Here is a 17721-nt window from a genome sequence, read left to right as displayed (position 1 = left end):
AATGAGCCAATTAAGTAGTTTTTACCATCTTGTATTTCTTCCTTTCTCCTTCAACAGTGGCTACTACTTTAAAACCGAGTTTTGTATAAAGAGCTTTAGCTATGGGGTTGTCATCAAATACATTTAGGCTGATAGAATGAACTCTTTTATCCTCAAAAAGCATTGCGATAAATAACTGCATTGCTGAGGTGCCTAATCCTTTTCCTGTAAGCGAAGGATTGATAAGAAATCTACCAATATGTACGTTGCTCCCTTCTACTCTTATTTGCTGAATCATTCCTATAAAACTACCCTCTGCCTCAATACGGAAACAATGAGACAATGCATTGAGTGCTTCCATTGTAAGAGGATAAGGCAAAGCATCTCCTGCCCATTGTTGCAAGAAATCAGCTCCTTTGCTATTTGTCCAATGTATAATAGCTTGCTTATCTTTAGTTGATAGCCCTTCAGTTATTCTCATTTTTCACTTACTAATACCGACATTCCGGGTCTTAAATCCTTTACTTTTTGGGTAGGGTAGGCTTTGATAGCAAAAGTTTTCTTGTCGAAATCGCCTTTGCTCTTGGTAGCTGTCCAAGTGGCGAAATCGGCTTGTACGGCGATGTGTTTTACTTCTAATTCTATCTCCTGATTGCCCAAAGCGGGCACGATGCCTTTGAATTTAGTGCCTATCTTGAAATCTGCCATTTTATCTTCGCGTATGTTGAACACCACCCACTCGTCCTGAGTATCGATGAGGTTCATCACAGGGTAACCCGCATTCACGATTTCGCCTTCGTTGGGGATAATGGTTTGTATCTCGGCATCGGCAGGGGCGAACACTTTAGCCCCATCTTTATAGGCATTTACCTCAGTAATGACCCCTTGCGCTTGAGCTACAAGGGCTCGGGCAGCGGTTTTATCTTCTACACGAGCTCCGTTTTTCGCCATTTCGTATTGTGATTTGGCTGCTTCGGCTTGTTTTTGTAAGGCAACCATTTGGGTATAAGCCTCATCTTTCTTTTGAGCAGGCAATACCTTATCGTTATAAAGGTTGCTCACACGCTGATAGGTTTTTTCAGCGAGTTGGGCAGCCGCTTCGGCTTGTTGCCATACATTGTAAGCCCCTTGAATCTGTTCGCTGCGGGCACCGCGTTGTGCTTTATCGGATTGAGCTTGTGCTGCCAAACGTGCCGCTTCGGCTTGAGAGAGTTTGGCATCGAGTTCAGTGCTTTCGAGTTCCAAAAGGAGGTCGCCTTTGTGCACTTGGTCGCCTTCCTGCTTGTAGATAGCTTTCACCCTACCAGGTACTTTTGGGGCAACGTTGATTTGTTTGGCTTCTACCTGACCTTGCAAATATACAGGTTCGCGGTTACTAAAAAAGTAGATAGAAAGAATAAGAACTACTGCAAATACAGTGATTGTTACAATAAGACCGGTGATGTTTTTCTTTTTCATTGTTTATTTAGTTTAGCCCCCGTTCCCCCGAAGGGGGACAATCCATAAATAGGATAAAAATGAGGGTATTATTATGGTTATTATTTTTGTAATGTATTAATTCTGCTTGCGGCTTCGGCTTCCTTCGAGGCACGAGCTACAAGCTCGCGCCAGCGTATGATTATCAGGGTAGTCAACTTTGCCAAGTCTAAAACTTTGGCAAAGTATAGCGATATAAGAGGGTAAGAGCATTTGTGTCGCTCTACCTTACTTGTTCGCTGAATTTATCGCTCATTCCGCAGGTTTCGAGGAGCTGGGCGAAGGTTTTGTCCATTTCAAAAAGGGCTTGGTAGCGTTTGATTTTGATAGAAGCCAAGTATAGGTTGGCATCGGCTACATCGGTGGAGGTGGAGAGACCTTCGGCAAAAGCTTTGTCGCGGGCACGTACGAGCTCTTCGGCAAAACGCAAACTCTCTTCTAAGCTGAGGTATTGTTCGCGTTGCTTTTCAATTTCGGTGTACTGTTTTTTCACTAAGGTTTGTACGTCTTTTTCGGCTTGTGCAGTGATGAGCTCCACACTCTCACGCATTGCTTTGGCTTGGGCTATCTTGTTTTTGTCCTGCAAACCGTTGAAGAGATTCCACTGTAACCCTACACCTACCACCCAGTTATCGGGTTCGGTTAAAGGTAGATTTTCGCTCCACAAGTACTTTTTACCTACTACGGCTACATCGGGCAAATAAGCGGCTTGTTGCGCTTTTACGCTTTGGGTAGCCATTTGAGCTTTCAGTTTGGCTTGCACAATCATAGGGTAGTGCTCTTTGGCTTGCTGTTGGTAGTATTCAAGCGATTGAAGGGGTGCCACCTCAAAAAGTTCGGTGGTGAGGGCAGTGAGCGGTTGCTCGGTAGTGCCCATTACGCCATAGAGAGCTGTTTGCGCTAATTGTATGTCCTTTTCAGCAGCCATCACCTCACGTTCGGCATCGGTAACGGCTTTTTTAGCTTGCATTGTTTCTACGGAAGCTATCATTCCGTTCTTTTCGAGCTTTTGGGCATTCTCATAGTGATGTTGCGCTGTTTCAAACGACTGTTTTCTCACTTCCAACGCTTTTTGGGCTAACTGTACTTGAAAATAACGCTCCGCCAACTCACTGATGAGGGCATTTTCGGTTTTTTTACTCTCTACGGTGGCTATTTTGGTGTTGAGCGCACTCACACGATTGCCTACACGCACCTTTCCACCAGCAAATAGCACCCATTTGGCATCGGCGCTTACTTTCCAAATGTCTTGTTTCTGGAACTCATAGCGCCAGTCTTGGGCAAAAAGCGGTTGTATTCTGCCAAGTAGGGGGGTGAGTAGTGGACGCATAGGGGTAGGCACCTGGGTTGCGAATCCCTGTAAGCCACTTTGTAAGGGCGCCTTATACTCGTTAAAGTCCAACGAAAGCGGGTCGGAGAGGTGCATATAGCTCGCGTTAAGGCTCAGTTGGGGCAGATAGAGCCCACGGAATGACTTGCGATTATAATCGGCTGCTTCGGTTTGTTTTTCGATGCCTTTGAGTTTTTGGTTGCCTGAACGCATCTGGCTAAGTGCATCATTGAATGAGAGCGATTGCGCTCGTAATGAAGCTGTTATCCCTATAACGAAGAGGCATAGTAAAGTATATTTTTTCATAAAAGAAAACTTTTTATTTCTACGGGGCAAAATTACGGCGATTTTTCCAGATGAACAACTCGTTTGTTTGCAAAGTTTTTAAGATAGATTAAAAAATAAAGCCTCTTAATTTATTTCTTCTCTATTTGACAGCCGTATGACTTTGTTTTATCAAAGGTTAAAATATATCGTTTTCCTTGATAGGTGAATCTTACCCCTATTTGAGCTGTATTTTCAAAGGTTTCAGTGCGGGGTAAATCGGAAAGAGCTGTATCGCCTACTTGGATAATATGCATAAACAAGTCTTCTTTAGAAGCCGTTTGTGGGCTCACTTCTATACGCCAATGTCCCAACTGTGGGTGATTGGCAGGAGGGAGATTCATATTATACCCGTAATCTTGTGGAGTGAGTTTGGGTAGAGGCCAGTTGCGTCCGTCAGACCAGAAATCCTTTCCACTTCCACCTATTTTAGTAAGTGTAGCATTGGCAGGGAATAAAGTACGGCAAATCATCTTACCTCCGTCGGAGGTTTCCGAGAACTCTCTGCTACCTTTCATCACAGGTTCGTTGATGGTGTGTATCAGCCACGTTTTGGGATAATTTTTGTCGGTAGATGTTACCCTATCGAACACTACAAAAAGGTCGGGGTAGAAATATATAAATTCACGCACGACTAACGAGGCTTTTTGGCTGTTGTAGCTTTTAGTAGCATCGGAGGCGAGATATACATAATCGTCAGTGATACGCTTCTCTTTCAGCACAGAGCCTAATATGTTGTTTTGTCCGCCATCGTTGGGGATAGGTTCGAACTTGTTTTCGGTAGAAGCCCCTCCGCCCCAGTATTCGGGCATTTTTTCATTGGGCATTCTGATAGTTACGCAGTTATGGGCTACCGTACGGGCGTAGTAATGCGACAAATGCCAGCCAGGTTCGGGGCGTGTGCCTGTATCTAACGCACGGTAACCTTTTTTGTAGATAGTGAAATGATTGTTATCGAAGTGCTTGTGGTAAGAGGTTTTCCCTCCGCTCACAAAAAGAGCATAAGTGTCGTTTTCGCCTGTTCCTGAACGCATAATGACTTCTCCCGTACCCTCGAAATACACGGTACCTTTACCTGAAGGTGTCGCTCCCTGAGTTCCTTGAGGATATTTTTGTAAGAACGGCATAAAGAGTAGTCGTTCTGTATAGTGTTTCTTATCGAATAAGCCTAACAGGCGTTGTATATTGGTAGAACTTCCATAAAGAGAGGCTATCTCTCTCAGGTGATAATTGATGTCTCTTTCGGGGAGCAAGCAATCGTAGTGATAACTGTCGCCAAAGCCAAACTCGCGATTGTTTGGTAAGCGATTCCAATCGATATAGTCCAAATATTTGAATACGTAGTTGAGCCTTTGAGAGAGGTCTACGCCTGTGGCTGCGCGATGACTGCGAATGAAATTGAAATCGGCGATAGGATAAGCACCTAACGAATAGCCTACACACCCTGTGACAGCCCCTCCGCTCATACCGATAATATCACGACGATATTCTGCCATTTTCATATTTAGGGCAAATCCTTTTTGAAACATATCTTCACAGCGTGCGTTATCAATACCGTCGTTGTGAAAAGTGATACCTATATACCACGGTAGGGCGTCTGTGCCATAAAACCCTGTATTGTATCCCCCTGTATTCTCCCGATTGCGCTCTGGGCGTAATCCCTTTCCGTGCCAAGCAATATCCATCATTACCTGATAAAGAGGTTTGCCTATTTGCTCGCGTTCTTTGGGAGTTAAGTAGTTGTAAATCCAATCATAAGCACATAATGCATTGATTTGAGGAAACACATACCAATCAGCATTCAAGTTGTGACTTACCCGAAGGCGGTAATATTCAGTGATTTTTTGTAAGAATTTTTTGGTATAGTCGAGATATTTTGCTTCACCCGTTATCAAATATAATATGGCGACTTGCGATACTTTGGAGATTTTCAAGCCGTTATCAGTACCATTCACCGCGGTAGGATTTTCAAAAGAGATAGGTTCATTTAAGAGCTTATCCACATCTCTTTTAGTTTCGGTATACGTATCCAGAGCCGAGCTTTGGGCAGCGTTTTTGATATTCGGAATATCTTCTTTAGTAATAAAAAGGCGTGGGTGTTCGGTGCGAACAGCGCCTGTTATCTCTTGCTCATCAGGGTCTGTATCTTTACGACACGATAGCATCGCTATTAACAGAGCCCATAGCATCATAAATACTGCTTTTTTCATAAGTAAAGAATGTTTTTAGTAAAATGGAATGTGATTTGTTTCAACGATGCAAAGTTACGATGAAAAAATGAGATAAGCAACTGTAGCAAGACAGGTGCGAGCCGGACAGGCAGTGCGAGCCACACGGGCAGATTAATTAGCAAATTAGAAAATGAGAGAATTAGCAAATGGGAAGGGTTGAGGAGTTCGGAAGAAAACGGAGATTTTCAGAAGGAGGTTGAAGGGAATTTTGATGAAAAAAGGGTGTAAGGAGGGTGGGGTTAGCTTATAGAGAGCTTATAGGAAGCTTATACGAATCTTGGACGATTGGTATAGAAAAGGCGTTAATTTATTGAATATCAAGTGTTAATAAATGTTAATAAGAAAAAGGAATAATCAAGGAAAGAGCTAAGAAACGAAAGGGTGGCGAATAGCTGAAAAATCTTTTTATTGTTATTTGCTATTTAATTTGTACATTTGCACCTTAAATTATTGAATTGAGATATTTAAGCATATGAATTTAACACCAGCAATCAGAAAACAATACACTGCTGAACAAAAAACGGCTTTGGAAGCTCAGCGCTTGGCTCAAGAGATTGCTTTTGCGCCTGTGGTGTTCCAAATATCACATCTAATGGTAAAACTCGGCGTGTTCGAGGTTTTGTGTAATGCCCCTGAAGGATTGACAATGCAGGAGGTGGCTACTAAAACACAGCTGAGTGACTATGCTGTGAAAATACTTTTGGAGTCGTCGCTTTCCATAGGTACGGTACTCTTGAAAGAGGGCGACCGCTTTGCGATATCGAAAGCAGGTTGGTTTTTGCTTCGCGACAAGAGCTCCCGTGTGAATATGGAATTCATTCAAGAGGTGTGTTACGAAGGGTTGTTTCACCTTGAAGAAGCCCTTAAAGAAGGGAAACCTGCGGGACTTAAAGTGTTTGGGTCTTGGCCTACGATTTATGAGGGGCTCTCACAATTGCCCCAAAAGGCGCAAGAAAAGTGGTTTGCTTTTGACCATTACTATTCTGATTACTCTTTTGAAGATGCTTTAAATATCATTTTTAAACGCCCTGTAAAGACGCTCTTAGACGTGGGAGGGAATACGGGACGCTTTGCGTTAAAGACTGTGAGCTTTAACCCCGATGTGCAGGTAACCATTATGGACTTACCTCAGCAACTGGGTTTGATGAAAAACAATATCGCAGGCAAAGAAGGGGCTGACCGTATTGGAGGCTATCCGGCTAATCTGTTGGACGCCTCTGTGCCTTTCCCGAAAGGTTTTGACGTGATATGGATGAGTCAGTTTTTGGATTGCTTCTCAGAGGAGGAAGTAACGAGTATTCTCAGTAGGGCAGCTGCTGCGATGGACGCTCATACCGAGTTGTATATTCTGGAAGCCTATTGGGACAGACAACAACACGAAACGGGAGCGTATTGCCTTACCCAAATCAGTGTGTATTTTACGGCAATGGCAAACGGCAATAGCAAGATGTACTATTCGGGCGATATGATAAAATGCGTGGAACGCGCTGGACTAAAGGTAGTGGATATCTATGACAACTTAGGCAGTGGCAATAGCCATACGCTGTTTAAGGTAGTGATTAATGGTTAATGATTAATGGTGGTTGTGCGACAGGCTGGTGGGAGCCACACGAGTAACTTTTGGGAGAAAATAGATGTATAGGAATATTATAAAACCGGCGTTAGACTTCCTTACAGCACTGATTGCCTTTATTGTGCTGAGCCCTATCTTTGTGGTGGTGATGGTAGGGTTGTGGTTTGCTAATAACGGAAAGCCGTTTTTCTATCAGTTACGACCTGGGAAAGGAGAACGCATTTTTAGGATTATCAAGTTCAAAACAATGAACGACCGTTGTGATGCTAACGGACAGCTTTTGCCTGATGGTGAGCGACTCACGAAAATAGGGGCTTTTGTACGGAAGACTTCGCTTGATGAAATTCCGCAGTTGCTGAATGTGCTGAAAGGGGATATGTCGGTTATAGGTCCGAGACCGTTATTGCCTCAGTATTTATCTTTGTATAACGAGACTCAGAAGCGTAGGCACGAGGTAAAACCAGGTATCACTGGTTGGGCGCAAGTGAATGGGCGCAATGCTATCAGCTGGGAAAAGAAATTTGAGTTGGACGTGTGGTACGTAGACCACCAATCATTCGTATTAGACCTTAAAATACTGCTTTTCACGGTAAAGAAAGTGTTTATACGCGAAGGGATATCACAAGAAGGACAAGCTACAATGGAGGAGTTTAGAGGGGGTCGTAACACAACAAGCAGTTTGTAGCACGATAAGTATTTTTTATAAATGAAAGGAGAAAATAATATATTAATTACGTCGGTAGGACAACGGGTGGCGTTGTTGCGGGCTTTTCAAAGAGAATTGAAAGAGCTATTCCCTGAGAGCAAGGTGTATGCGGTAGATATGAACCCCGCCTTCTCGCCTGCTTGCCAGATAGCCGATGGATATGCCTCTATATGTAAAGCAACTGATGAGAATTATCCACAAGCCTTATTAGAACAATGTTTGCAATGGGGTGTAAAACTTATTGTCCCTACTATTGATACTGAACTACTGATGCTTGCTAAGCACCAACGACTTTTTTTAGACAAAGGAATTACCCCTGTGGTTTCCTCATTAGCGTTTGTGCAACAATGTAGGGATAAACGACTTACAAACACTTTTTTTCGAGAAAAAGGCATAGAGGTACCTGTTTCTATTGATAAAACACGACCTACTTTTCCGCTCCTTATAAAGCCCTACAATGGTTCGCTTAGCAAAGATATTTTTGTGATACGCAAGGCAGATGAGCTGACTGATTATCACCTTAACAACCCTGACCTGCTTTTTATGGAGTATATAGACCCAAAAATGCACGATGAATATACGGTAGATGCCTATTACAATCGCAATGGAGATTTAAAATGCGCGGTACCCCGCAAACGCATATTTGTGCGTGCAGGTGAAATCAATAAAGGGATTACTGAAAAGAACGTATTAGTGCCATTCGTTACAAAACATCTTGCGCATATTGAAGGGGCAAAAGGCTGTTTAACAATGCAATTTTTTTTAAATCGGACGACAAAACAAGTGATAGCTATTGAAATCAATCCTCGTTTTGGAGGAGGTTTCCCGCTTAGCTATGCCGCAGGAGCTAATTACCCTAAATTCTTAATAGAAGAATACTTGTTAGGCAAAGAAATACCAGCGAACAACAATTGGGAAGACCATTTATTGATGCTTAGGTATGACGAAGCTGTTTTTGTAAGCCATTATGAGTAGCAAGTACGTTATTTTTGATTTAGACGATACTTTGGTATATGAAATCGACTATTTGAAGTCGGCTTACCGAGCAATAGCTTCTTTGGTTGTCTCTGAGGCGGTAGCAACGGAAAGGCTTTATAAGCAAATGATTTGTGAATATCAAGAAGGAAGGAATGCTTTTGAATATGTGGCAAAGTACTTTCCACTTTTCAGTATGGAACAATTATTGCAGGTTTATAGAAACCATTTCCCTGTAATATCTTTAAATAAAGGGGCACAAGAAGTTTTAGTTTTTTGTAAAGCCCAAGGCTATAAAATAGGACTCATTACTGATGGACGATCAGTTACACAGCGCAATAAGTTGAGAGCTTTAGGGATAGAAGCCCTGTTTGACAAAATTGTTATTTCGGAAGAATTTGGCAGGAGTAAACCTGACTTACGCAACTATGAAGTGTTTACAGAAGAAGATATTAAGACGTATTGCTATATAGGCGACAATCCTACAAAAGACTTTATAGCTCCAAATATATTGGGATGGACGAGTTACTGTTTGCTCAATAAAGGATGGAATATACACCCGCAGGATTTCGAGGTAGCTCCTGAACAACAACCTACCTATATTATCACAGAATTAAAAGAACTTATACACACGTTATGAAAGAAAAAATATGGCTTTCTTCCCCACATATGGGAGGGAATGAACTTAAATATATCCATCAAGCCTTTGAGGAGAATTGGGTAGCCCCCTTAGGTCCTAATGTAAATAGCTTTGAAGAGGATTTACAGCACTTTTTAGGCAATGGAGTGAAAGTATCGGCACTTTCGGCGGGTACAGCAGCCTTGCACTTAGCTCTTATAGAATGTGGTGTGCAAGCAGGCGATGAGGTACTCTGTCAATCGATGACTTTTTCAGCTTCTGCTAACCCTATCGTATACCAAGGAGCTACGCCCGTGTTTGTAGACTCGGAAGAGAGCACCTGGAATATCTCTCCCGTTTTCTTAGAAGAAGCTATTAAAGACCGTATTAAGAAAGGCAAGAAGCCCAAAGCAGTAGTAGCTGTATCGCTCTACGGAATGCCTTTCGAAATAGAGGAGGTGCTCACTCTATGTAAAAAGTATGATATCCCATTGGTGGAAGATGCTGCCGAAGCCTTAGGAAGCACTTACAAAGGGAAACCTTGTGGTACTTTTGGTAGGTTTGGGGTACTGTCGTTCAACGGCAATAAGATTATCACTACCTCAGGAGGAGGGGCTTTGGTATGTCACACTCAAGAAGAGAAAGATAAAGCTGTATTTTTGAGTACCCAAGCGCGCGACAACGCTCCTCACTATCAGCATTCGCACATAGGGTATAACTACCGTATGAGCAATATTACGGCAGGCATAGGTCGTGGACAAATGGAGGTATTGCCACAGCGCATTGAAGCCCGCCGAAAGATGCACGCTTTTTATGCCGACTTGTTCAAAGGAATTGAAGGGATAAAATTACTTACAGAGCCCAATGAAGATTACTTTTGTAATTATTGGCTTTCGGCTATTACCATTGATAAAACTAAAACAGGATTTGATAGAGAAGACTTGCGATTAGCCTTTTTGGAAGAAAATATTGAAACGCGCCCCTTGTGGAAACCTATGCACTTGCAACCTGTGTTTGCCACAGCTCCTTACTATGGTAAAAAGACCTGTGAGCACTTATTTAACAATGGTTTATGTTTGCCCTCAGGTTCTAATCTTACTGATGCAGACCGAGAGAGAATAAAAGGCGTTTTTAAGAAATTATAACGTGTCTCTATAAAATTAAAAAGAATTTTGTACCTTTGTGCAAATTTTTCCATTTATATTTAAAACAATGCCTCAAGCACATAATACATATAGTGATAGCACTTTGGTAAACTTAGCTACTGCCCGTTACACCCCACGTTGGATAGTGGTGTGTATGGAGGTGCTTTTGCTATTTATAGCTCTATTCTTTTCCTTTTTTGTAGTAGAGCGCTTGGGGGTATATATTCCCGACAGTATTCCTCTTTACAAACGCTATTTATTAGTTATCGGAGTGAACATCTTCTTTATGTTCATCTTCCGTACTTATTCAGGGATTATACGGTATTCTACTTTTAGAGATTTGTTTCGCATTCTGCTTTCAAGTGGGTGCACGGTAATAGCAATGTTTATTGCCAACAAGATAAGTCTGCACGTTATAGGTGAAAAAGTGTTGTTGAACCCTATTCTACTGATATATTTTACAGTGTCGTTCATCATACTATTTGTATTTAGGTTATCGGTAAAAGAGTTTTTCTATTTGGTAAAAGAAATTAATAGGCGTACTTCTAAGAGGCGTATTCTTATCTTGGGGATAGATGATGAAGCAGTTGCTTTTGCCAATGGGATTATAGGCAATGCTGCCATTCCTTATTCGGTAGTAGGTTTTCTTACAGGGCGTACGAATCCTAAACAGGCTACTCTATTAGGTAGACCTATTATCTCAAAAGATAAATTTATAGATACTCCTTGTGAAGAATTAGAGGCTGATGGGGTGCTCATAAACAAGAACCATCTTTCGAAAGAAGAGATGACTTTTTGGGTGAATGTGTGTTTAGACAAAGGTTTGCAAATACTCAAAACCCCCGCATTACAGAAATTACGTCCAGAAAAAGAAGGATTTAATCTTCATAAAATACAAATAGAAGACCTCTTAGGACGTAGACAGATAGTATTAGATAACGAAGAAGTACGCGAAAAACACTACCACAAAAATATATTGGTGACAGGAGGAGCGGGGTCTATTGGTAGTGAGTTGATACGACAGATAGCTACCTTCACCCCCGCCTTAGTAGTTGTGCTCGACCAAGCAGAAACGCCTCTATACGACATAGAGTTAGAACTTAAAGAGAGTTTCCCAGACATCGCTTTTGAATTTGTTTTAGCCGATATTACTAACTGTGAACGTTTAGAAAGTGTGTTTAAAGCACATAAGTTTTCAGTAGTGTATCACGCGGCTGCCTATAAGCACGTACCGATGATAGAAGAGAATCCGCACGAAGCTGTGTTAGTAAACATACAAGGGACTAAAAATGTAGCACTTTTGGCTAACAAATATGAAATACCTCACTTTGTGATGATATCCACTGATAAAGCTGTAAACCCCACCAATGTAATGGGAGCTTCAAAGAGGGTGGCAGAGCTTTTTGTACAAGCCTTACAAAACAAAGAAGGCAATAAAACAGCTTTTATCACTACTCGTTTTGGCAATGTGTTGGGCTCTAATGGGTCGGTAATCCCCCATTTTAGGAAACAGATAGAAAAAGGAGGTCCTGTAACCATCACCCACCCTGATATAGTGCGTTACTTTATGACTATACCCGAAGCGTGTGAGTTGGTACTTCAAGCAGGAACTATGGGCAAAGGTGGTGAGATATTTGTTTTTGATATGGGTGAACCCGTGAAGATACTCAACCTTGCTACTCGTATGATTAAACTATCAGGCTATGAACCAAACGTAGATATCAAGCTCGTGTACACAGGCTTGCGCCCTGGTGAGAAACTCTATGAAGAACTATTAAGTGACAGTACTAAAACAATGCCTACTCACCACAAGAAAATAATGATTAGCAAAGACCCTTCAATGTCGTTTACTGAGATAGAGGCGCTCACTACTCAAATGTATGAGGTAGCTACGCAAGGGGATAAGACAGAAGTAGTGCGTTTATTAAAACAAATAGTAAAGGAGTTTAAAAGCAATAACTCCGAATATGAAACCTTAGATAAGAAAATAGAATGAGAATAGCAGTCATAGGCACCGGCTATGTGGGGTTAGTATCAGGGACTTGTTTCGCTGAGATGGGCAACAAGGTAACCTGCGTAGATGTAAACTCTGAGAAAATAGAGAAGCTCAAACAAGGGGTGATTCCTATTTACGAGCCAGGATTGGAAGAAATGGTACAGAGCAATTTAGGTAAAACACTATTTTTCAATACTGACCTCGCGGAGGCAATCAAAGATGCTGAGATAGCTTTTATAGCTGTAGGAACTCCTATGGGGGATGATGGGTCGGCAGACTTGCAATATGTGCTTTCGGTAGCCCAAGCCATAGGCGAAACAATGCAAGGAGAGTTAATAGTAGTAGACAAATCGACCGTGCCTGTAGGCACTGCCGACAAGGTTCGCACTACCGTGCAAGCTGCCTTGGATAAACGCGGAATGAATTACAAATTTCACGTGGTGTCCAACCCCGAGTTTTTAAAAGAAGGTAAAGCTATTCAGGATTTTATGAAACCTGACCGCGTGGTAATAGGGGCTGATAGCGATGATGCTTTTACTAAGATGAAAGCCCTTTACTCATCCTTTTTCTTACAACACGAATGCTTTATCACGATGGACATTCGTTCGGCAGAGATGACCAAATACGCTGCGAATACTATGCTGGCTACTAAGATTTCATTTATGAACGAAATCGCGAATATCTGTGAGCGTGTAGGGGCTGATGTAAATAAAGTGCGTATAGGGATAGGTTCTGATAGCAGGATAGGCTATAGCTTTATTTACCCAGGATGTGGCTATGGAGGTTCTTGTTTCCCGAAAGACGTATTGGCACTTAAAAAATTAGCAGAAGAGGTAGATTACAAAGCAGAACTGATTGAATCAGTAGACAATGTAAATAATCGACAAAAGTACGTAATCGCACAGAAAGTAGTTGACAAATATGGAGAAGACCTCAGTGGTAGGACTTTTGCGGTATGGGGACTTTCATTCAAACCTGAAACCGATGATATGCGCGAAGCTCCTGCAATTTACATCATCAAAGAGCTCATAAAACACGGTGCCAAAGTACAAGCGTATGACCCCAAAGCGGTACACGAGGCAAAGGTATGTTACCTAAAAGATATACCCGTAACCTACGTAGATAGTAAATACGAAGCTCTAAAAGGTGCAGACGCTTTGTTGTTGCTTACTGAGTGGAAAGAGTTCCGCGTGCCCGATTTCGACGAGATTGCTAAAATGCTAAAAGAAAAAGTAATCTTTGATGGCAGGAATCAGTATAATGCCTTTGAGTTACCAAGCAAGGGGTGGGAATACGTACAGATAGGAGTATAAATAAACTCACTTTAAAAATAAACACAAAGAAATTATTTAATGCTAAATATAGAACATTTTATATCGAAATATGTTACCAAGCGCCCTGAGAGTATGTTTCAGGCAGATTTGTACACTCATCAATCAGCATTAACTAAGGCTATTGAAGACAAAAGTGTATTGGTAATAGGAGGAGCAGGTTCTATTGGGAGCTCGTATATCAAAGCCTTACTACCTTTTAAACCTAAAACTTTGGTAGTAGTAGATATTAGTGAAAACGGACTTACCGAACTCACTCGCGAATTGCGTAGTACTTCCGCCTTTATAGTGCCTACCGACTATGTAACCTACCCTATGAATTACGCCGATGATACTTTTGTAAAAATGTTCAAAGCACGTGGTGGGTTTGATATAGTAGCTAACTTTTCAGCTCACAAGCACGTACGAAGCGAAAAAGATAAATATTCGGTAGAAGCCTTACTCAAAAACAATGTAGTAAACGCTAAAAAATTCTTAGATTTATTGTGTGACTATCCCCCTGAACACTTCTTCTGTGTATCGACCGACAAGGCAGCGAACCCTGTGAACATAATGGGGGGCAGCAAAAAGATAATGGAAGATATGATAATGGCTTATGCTCATAAGTTCCCCGTAACGACCGCGCGTTTTGCTAATGTAGCTTTCTCCAATGGCTCATTGCCAGCTGGTTTTTTAGAGCGTATCGCTAAAAACCAACCGCTATCAGCTCCTTCAGATGTAACCCGTTATTTTGTATCACCCGAAGAAAGCGGACAAATTTGCTTAATGGCTTGTATATTAGGAAGTAAAGGACAAATATACTTCCCTAAACTGAAGAAAGAACAAGTACTTACTTTCTCAGAAATAGCCTCCCAGCTATTAAAAGACTTAGGCTATACCCCTTTGGAATGTAAGAGTGAAGCTGAAGCTATTGCTAAGGCTGAAAGCCGAAAAGAAACCGATAAAAGGTATCCCGTTTATTTCTCAAAAAGCGATACCACAGGCGAAAAACCCTACGAGGAATTTTATACTGAAGGAGAACAAGTAACATTAGACAAATACAGCTCTTTAGGAGTTATCAGTCTACAGTCGTTTAAAAAAATAACTGAAATAGAAAGTTTTATAAATAAACTAACCCTACTATTCGATAATCCTGCTACTGAGAAAAAAGATATTACCCAGCTGATGAAAACATTCTTAGTAAATTTCAACCACCAAGAAACAGGAAAGTATTTGGATAGCAAAATGTAACATTGATGATAAAAATTTCAACTTTGACAAAGTCTAGAACTTTGTCAAAGTATTATAGGCAAATTGAATATGAATATCGCTGAAACCATATCCTTTATACGCGACCTTTATGGTGAGAAAGAGGCTTTTATCCCTCTACACGCCCCTACTTTTGCAGGGAACGAAAAAAAATATTTAGAAGAGTGCATCGATACTACTTTCGTATCAAGCGTAGGAAAATTTGTAGACCTCTTCGAACAAAAGGTAGCTGAATATACAGGGGCTAAATACGCTGTAGTATGTGTGAATGGTACCAATGCCCTTCATATAGCACTAAAACTCAGTGGGGTAAAAGCAGGCGATGAAGTTATTACCCAACCGCTAACCTTTATAGCTACTACCAATGCCATTGTATATGCAGGGGCTGTACCCGTATTTGTAGATGTCGATAAAGATACAATGGGACTCTCTCCTACCTCTTTAGAACACTTTTTAAAAGAAAACACCGAACTACGAGGGAACGAATGCTACCATAAGCAAACAAACCGACGTATCAAAGCGTGTATGCCAATGCACACCTTTGGACACGCCTGCCGTATAGAAGAAATTATAGCTATCTGTGAACGTTATCAAATAGACGTAGTAGAAGATGCTGCCGAAGCCATCGGTAGTTATTACAAAGGCAAACATTTGGGTACATTCGCCAAAATAGGAGGTATCTCTTTCAACGGCAATAAAACCATTACTACAGGAGGTGGCGGTATGATACTCACCAATGATGAGACTATAGGCAAACACGCCAAACACCTCACCACCCAAGCCAAAGTACCTCACGCTTGGGAATTCGTACACGATGAAATAGGTTATAATTATCGTATGCCCAATATCAATGCTGCCTTAGGGGTAGCCCAATTAGAACAGTTAGATGGCTTTTTAGCTAACAAACGCGCTACAGCCGAAACCTATAAAGCTTATTTCAAAAAACAAGGTATTACCTTTTTTGCCGAACGTGAATACGAAAAATGTAACTATTGGCTCAATGCCATTATCTTAAACAACAAAGAAGAGCGCGACGCTTTCCTTACCGAAACAAATGCAAAGGGGGTAATGAGCCGCCCAATATGGCAACTGATGAACCGCCTACCAATGTTTAAAGATTGTCCTAAAGCAGACCTCAGCAATGCCGAATGGTTAGAAGCAAGAGTAGTGAATATACCCAGTGGAGTGAGATGAAAAAAGAAAAACCTAATATCATCCTTGTAGGAGGCGGAGGGCATTGCACCTCGGTGATAGATGTGATTGAACAAGAAGAAAAATATCTCATCAAAGGAATTATCGACTCCAAGGAGCATTTAGGAAAAGAAGTATTAGGATATAAAATTATAGCTACTGATGATGATTTAGAAAAATTATACCTAACTTGCCCTAATGCTATAATTTCAGTAGGACAAATAAAAAGTAATGTTTTGCGAGTGCACTTGTCCCAAAAGTTGAAAGCAATAGGCTATCATTTGCCTGTAGTGATTTCTCCTTTGGCGTATGTATCAAAACACACTATTATAGAAGAAGGTACAATTATAATGCATCACGCTTTAGTGAATGCAGGGGCTAAAATAGGAAAAAACTGTATTGTCAATACTAAAGCAAATATCGAACACGGTGTAGTGATAGACGATTTTTGTCATATCTCTACGGGAGCAATAGTCAATGGAGATTGTGTGATCGGCAGAGGTACTTTTATAGGTAGTAATGCTACTATTTCTAATGGGGTAACCATTCCACCTAATAGTATCATATCAGCAGGAACATTTGTAAAAAGATGAAAAGAACACTTATCATAGCCGAAGCAGGTGTAAATCATAATGGCGATATCGCCAAAGCCAAAGCCCTCATTGATAAAGGAGCTGAAGCTGGTGTGGATTATGTGAAATTCCAAACCTTTAAAGCCAGTAACTTGGTGACCAAACAAGCAAAACGCGCGGCTTATCAAGATAAAAATACACAAGACAACGACTCTCAGTATGAAATGCTTAAAAAATTAGAGCTTTCACAAGCTGTTCATCAAGAGTTAATTGACTATTGTACAAAAAAAGGCGTACAATTTCTCTCTACAGGTTTTGATTTCGAATCGTTAGAATTTTTAGCTGGGTTAGGAATTACCATCGCTAAAATTCCTTCAGGTGAAATTACCAACCTGCCCTATTTAAGAAAAGTAGCAACTCTTTTTCCTGAAGTGATACTCTCTACAGGAATGGCTACTATAACCGAAATAAAAGATGCTATAAAAGTTTTTACTGATAATGGGGTAAGTAAAGACAAAATTATAGTATTGCATTGTAATACCGAATACCCCACCCCTATGGAGGATGTAAACCTAAAAGCTATGCTCCATATCCAACGAGAATTAGGAGTGCCCGTAGGTTATTCCGACCATACCTTAGGGATAGAAGTTCCCATTGCAGCCGTAGCCTTAGGTGCTACCGTGATCGAAAAACACTTTACCTTAGATAAAAACTTACCAGGTCCTGACCATAAAGCCTCTCTTGAACCTGAGGAACTAAAAGCTATGGTAATGGCTATTCGCAATATAGAAAAAGCTATAGGAGGTTCAGGACTGAAAGAAGTTTCGAAATCTGAAGCTAAAAATAAAGCTATTGCTCGTAAAAGTATAGTAGCAACTAAAACTATAAAAAAAGGTGATTTGTTCTCAGCTGAAAATCTTACTGTAAAACGCCCTGGAACGGGTATTTCTCCTATGCAATGGGATGAGGTAATTGGTAAAATAGCTAAAAAAGATTTTGAAGAAGACGATTTGATTGAGCTATAA

15 protein-coding genes are annotated in these 17721 nt (G+C 41.1%); 11 read left to right on the top strand and 4 right to left on the bottom strand.

The window, feature by feature from the left end:
• Nucleotides 1-10: 10 nt before the first annotated feature.
• The 4 genes from HMPREF1528_RS00545 to HMPREF1528_RS00530 form a co-directional block, all read right to left on the bottom strand.
• Complete coding sequence (locus HMPREF1528_RS00545) at nt 11-460, bottom strand: GNAT family N-acetyltransferase (protein WP_016478192.1); 450 nt, start codon at nt 458-460, stop codon at nt 11-13.
• A complete protein-coding gene (locus HMPREF1528_RS00540; RefSeq protein ID WP_002674037.1) occupies nt 457-1437 on the bottom strand; it encodes an HlyD family secretion protein in 981 nt (326 codons plus the stop codon). The genes HMPREF1528_RS00545 and HMPREF1528_RS00540 overlap by 4 nt, the downstream gene beginning before the upstream one ends.
• Before the next feature lie 241 nt (nt 1438-1678).
• Complete coding sequence (locus HMPREF1528_RS00535; RefSeq protein ID WP_016478191.1) at nt 1679-3091, bottom strand: TolC family protein; 1413 nt, start codon at nt 3089-3091, stop codon at nt 1679-1681.
• A gap of 110 nt (nt 3092-3201) precedes the next feature.
• The gene (locus tag HMPREF1528_RS00530) at nt 3202-5319 is read right to left on the bottom strand and encodes a heparinase II/III family protein (protein WP_016478190.1); all 2118 of its coding nucleotides are present in this window, start codon (nt 5317-5319) and stop codon (nt 3202-3204) included.
• 493 nt (nt 5320-5812) lie between these two features.
• Here HMPREF1528_RS00530 and HMPREF1528_RS00525 point away from each other — a divergent pair, with 493 nt between their 5' ends.
• From HMPREF1528_RS00525 to neuB, 11 genes are all read left to right on the top strand, one after another.
• Nucleotides 5813-6910, top strand: a complete 1098-nt coding sequence (locus HMPREF1528_RS00525) for a methyltransferase (protein WP_016478189.1) — start codon at nt 5813-5815, stop codon at nt 6908-6910.
• Nucleotides 6911-6974: 64 nt separating this feature from the next.
• On the top strand, nt 6975-7598 hold the full coding sequence (locus HMPREF1528_RS00520) for a sugar transferase (protein ID WP_016478188.1): 624 nt from the start codon (nt 6975-6977) through the stop codon (nt 7596-7598).
• 21 nt (nt 7599-7619) lie between these two features.
• Nucleotides 7620-8594, top strand: a complete 975-nt coding sequence (locus tag HMPREF1528_RS00515) for an ATP-grasp domain-containing protein (protein WP_016478187.1) — start codon at nt 7620-7622, stop codon at nt 8592-8594.
• Nucleotides 8587-9234 carry an HAD family hydrolase gene (locus HMPREF1528_RS00510; protein WP_016478186.1) on the top strand — a complete coding sequence of 216 codons (648 nt, stop codon included), beginning with the start codon at nt 8587-8589 and terminating at the stop codon, nt 9232-9234. Before HMPREF1528_RS00515 ends, HMPREF1528_RS00510 begins: the two co-directional genes overlap by 8 nt.
• A complete protein-coding gene (locus tag HMPREF1528_RS00505; protein ID WP_009419461.1) occupies nt 9231-10358 on the top strand; it encodes a DegT/DnrJ/EryC1/StrS family aminotransferase in 1128 nt (375 codons plus the stop codon). The genes HMPREF1528_RS00510 and HMPREF1528_RS00505 overlap by 4 nt, the downstream gene beginning before the upstream one ends.
• 67 nt (nt 10359-10425) lie before the next feature.
• Nucleotides 10426-12354 (top strand): nucleoside-diphosphate sugar epimerase/dehydratase, encoded by a 1929-nt coding sequence (locus HMPREF1528_RS00500; RefSeq protein WP_016478185.1) that lies wholly within the window; start codon nt 10426-10428, stop codon nt 12352-12354.
• Nucleotides 12351-13667: a UDP-glucose dehydrogenase family protein gene (locus tag HMPREF1528_RS00495; protein WP_016478184.1), complete on the top strand. Its 1317-nt coding sequence runs from the start codon at nt 12351-12353 to the stop codon at nt 13665-13667. The genes HMPREF1528_RS00500 and HMPREF1528_RS00495 overlap by 4 nt, the downstream gene beginning before the upstream one ends.
• Before the next feature lie 39 nt (nt 13668-13706).
• Nucleotides 13707-14915, top strand: coding sequence for a UDP-N-acetylglucosamine 4,6-dehydratase (locus HMPREF1528_RS00490; protein WP_016478183.1), 1209 nt, complete (start codon nt 13707-13709; stop codon nt 14913-14915).
• A gap of 69 nt (nt 14916-14984) precedes the next feature.
• Nucleotides 14985-16127, top strand: a complete 1143-nt coding sequence (locus HMPREF1528_RS00485) for a LegC family aminotransferase (protein WP_009750598.1) — start codon at nt 14985-14987, stop codon at nt 16125-16127.
• Complete coding sequence (locus HMPREF1528_RS00480) at nt 16082-16717, top strand: acetyltransferase (RefSeq protein ID WP_232211444.1); 636 nt, start codon at nt 16082-16084, stop codon at nt 16715-16717. The genes HMPREF1528_RS00485 and HMPREF1528_RS00480 overlap by 46 nt, the downstream gene beginning before the upstream one ends.
• Nucleotides 16714-17721 carry an N-acetylneuraminate synthase gene (neuB, locus tag HMPREF1528_RS00475; protein ID WP_016478181.1) on the top strand — a complete coding sequence of 336 codons (1008 nt, stop codon included), beginning with the start codon at nt 16714-16716 and terminating at the stop codon, nt 17719-17721. The genes HMPREF1528_RS00480 and neuB overlap by 4 nt, the downstream gene beginning before the upstream one ends.

This window comes from Capnocytophaga sp. oral taxon 336 str. F0502, from assembly GCF_000411575.1.
Lineage (GTDB): Bacteria > Bacteroidota > Bacteroidia > Flavobacteriales > Flavobacteriaceae > Capnocytophaga > Capnocytophaga ochracea.
Note: the sequence above shows the minus strand (reverse complement) of the source record. Positions and strands in the feature narration are given on the sequence as shown.

Coding starts and splice junctions, on each gene's coding strand:
- HMPREF1528_RS00545 (WP_016478192.1), bottom strand. CDS start 460: ATGAGAATAACTGAAGGGCTATCAACTAAAGATAAGCAAGCTATTATA.
- HMPREF1528_RS00540 (WP_002674037.1), bottom strand. CDS start 1,437: ATGAAAAAGAAAAACATCACCGGTCTTATTGTAACAATCACTGTATTT.
- HMPREF1528_RS00535 (WP_016478191.1), bottom strand. CDS start 3,091: ATGAAAAAATATACTTTACTATGCCTCTTCGTTATAGGGATAACAGCT.
- HMPREF1528_RS00530 (WP_016478190.1), bottom strand. CDS start 5,319: ATGAAAAAAGCAGTATTTATGATGCTATGGGCTCTGTTAATAGCGATG.
- HMPREF1528_RS00525 (WP_016478189.1), top strand. CDS start 5,813: ATGAATTTAACACCAGCAATCAGAAAACAATACACTGCTGAACAAAAA.
- HMPREF1528_RS00520 (WP_016478188.1), top strand. CDS start 6,975: ATGTATAGGAATATTATAAAACCGGCGTTAGACTTCCTTACAGCACTG.
- HMPREF1528_RS00515 (WP_016478187.1), top strand. CDS start 7,620: ATGAAAGGAGAAAATAATATATTAATTACGTCGGTAGGACAACGGGTG.
- HMPREF1528_RS00510 (WP_016478186.1), top strand. CDS start 8,587: ATGAGTAGCAAGTACGTTATTTTTGATTTAGACGATACTTTGGTATAT.
- HMPREF1528_RS00505 (WP_009419461.1), top strand. CDS start 9,231: ATGAAAGAAAAAATATGGCTTTCTTCCCCACATATGGGAGGGAATGAA.
- HMPREF1528_RS00500 (WP_016478185.1), top strand. CDS start 10,426: ATGCCTCAAGCACATAATACATATAGTGATAGCACTTTGGTAAACTTA.
- HMPREF1528_RS00495 (WP_016478184.1), top strand. CDS start 12,351: ATGAGAATAGCAGTCATAGGCACCGGCTATGTGGGGTTAGTATCAGGG.
- HMPREF1528_RS00490 (WP_016478183.1), top strand. CDS start 13,707: ATGCTAAATATAGAACATTTTATATCGAAATATGTTACCAAGCGCCCT.
- HMPREF1528_RS00485 (WP_009750598.1), top strand. CDS start 14,985: ATGAATATCGCTGAAACCATATCCTTTATACGCGACCTTTATGGTGAG.
- HMPREF1528_RS00480 (WP_232211444.1), top strand. CDS start 16,082: ATGGTTAGAAGCAAGAGTAGTGAATATACCCAGTGGAGTGAGATGAAA.
- neuB (WP_016478181.1), top strand. CDS start 16,714: ATGAAAAGAACACTTATCATAGCCGAAGCAGGTGTAAATCATAATGGC.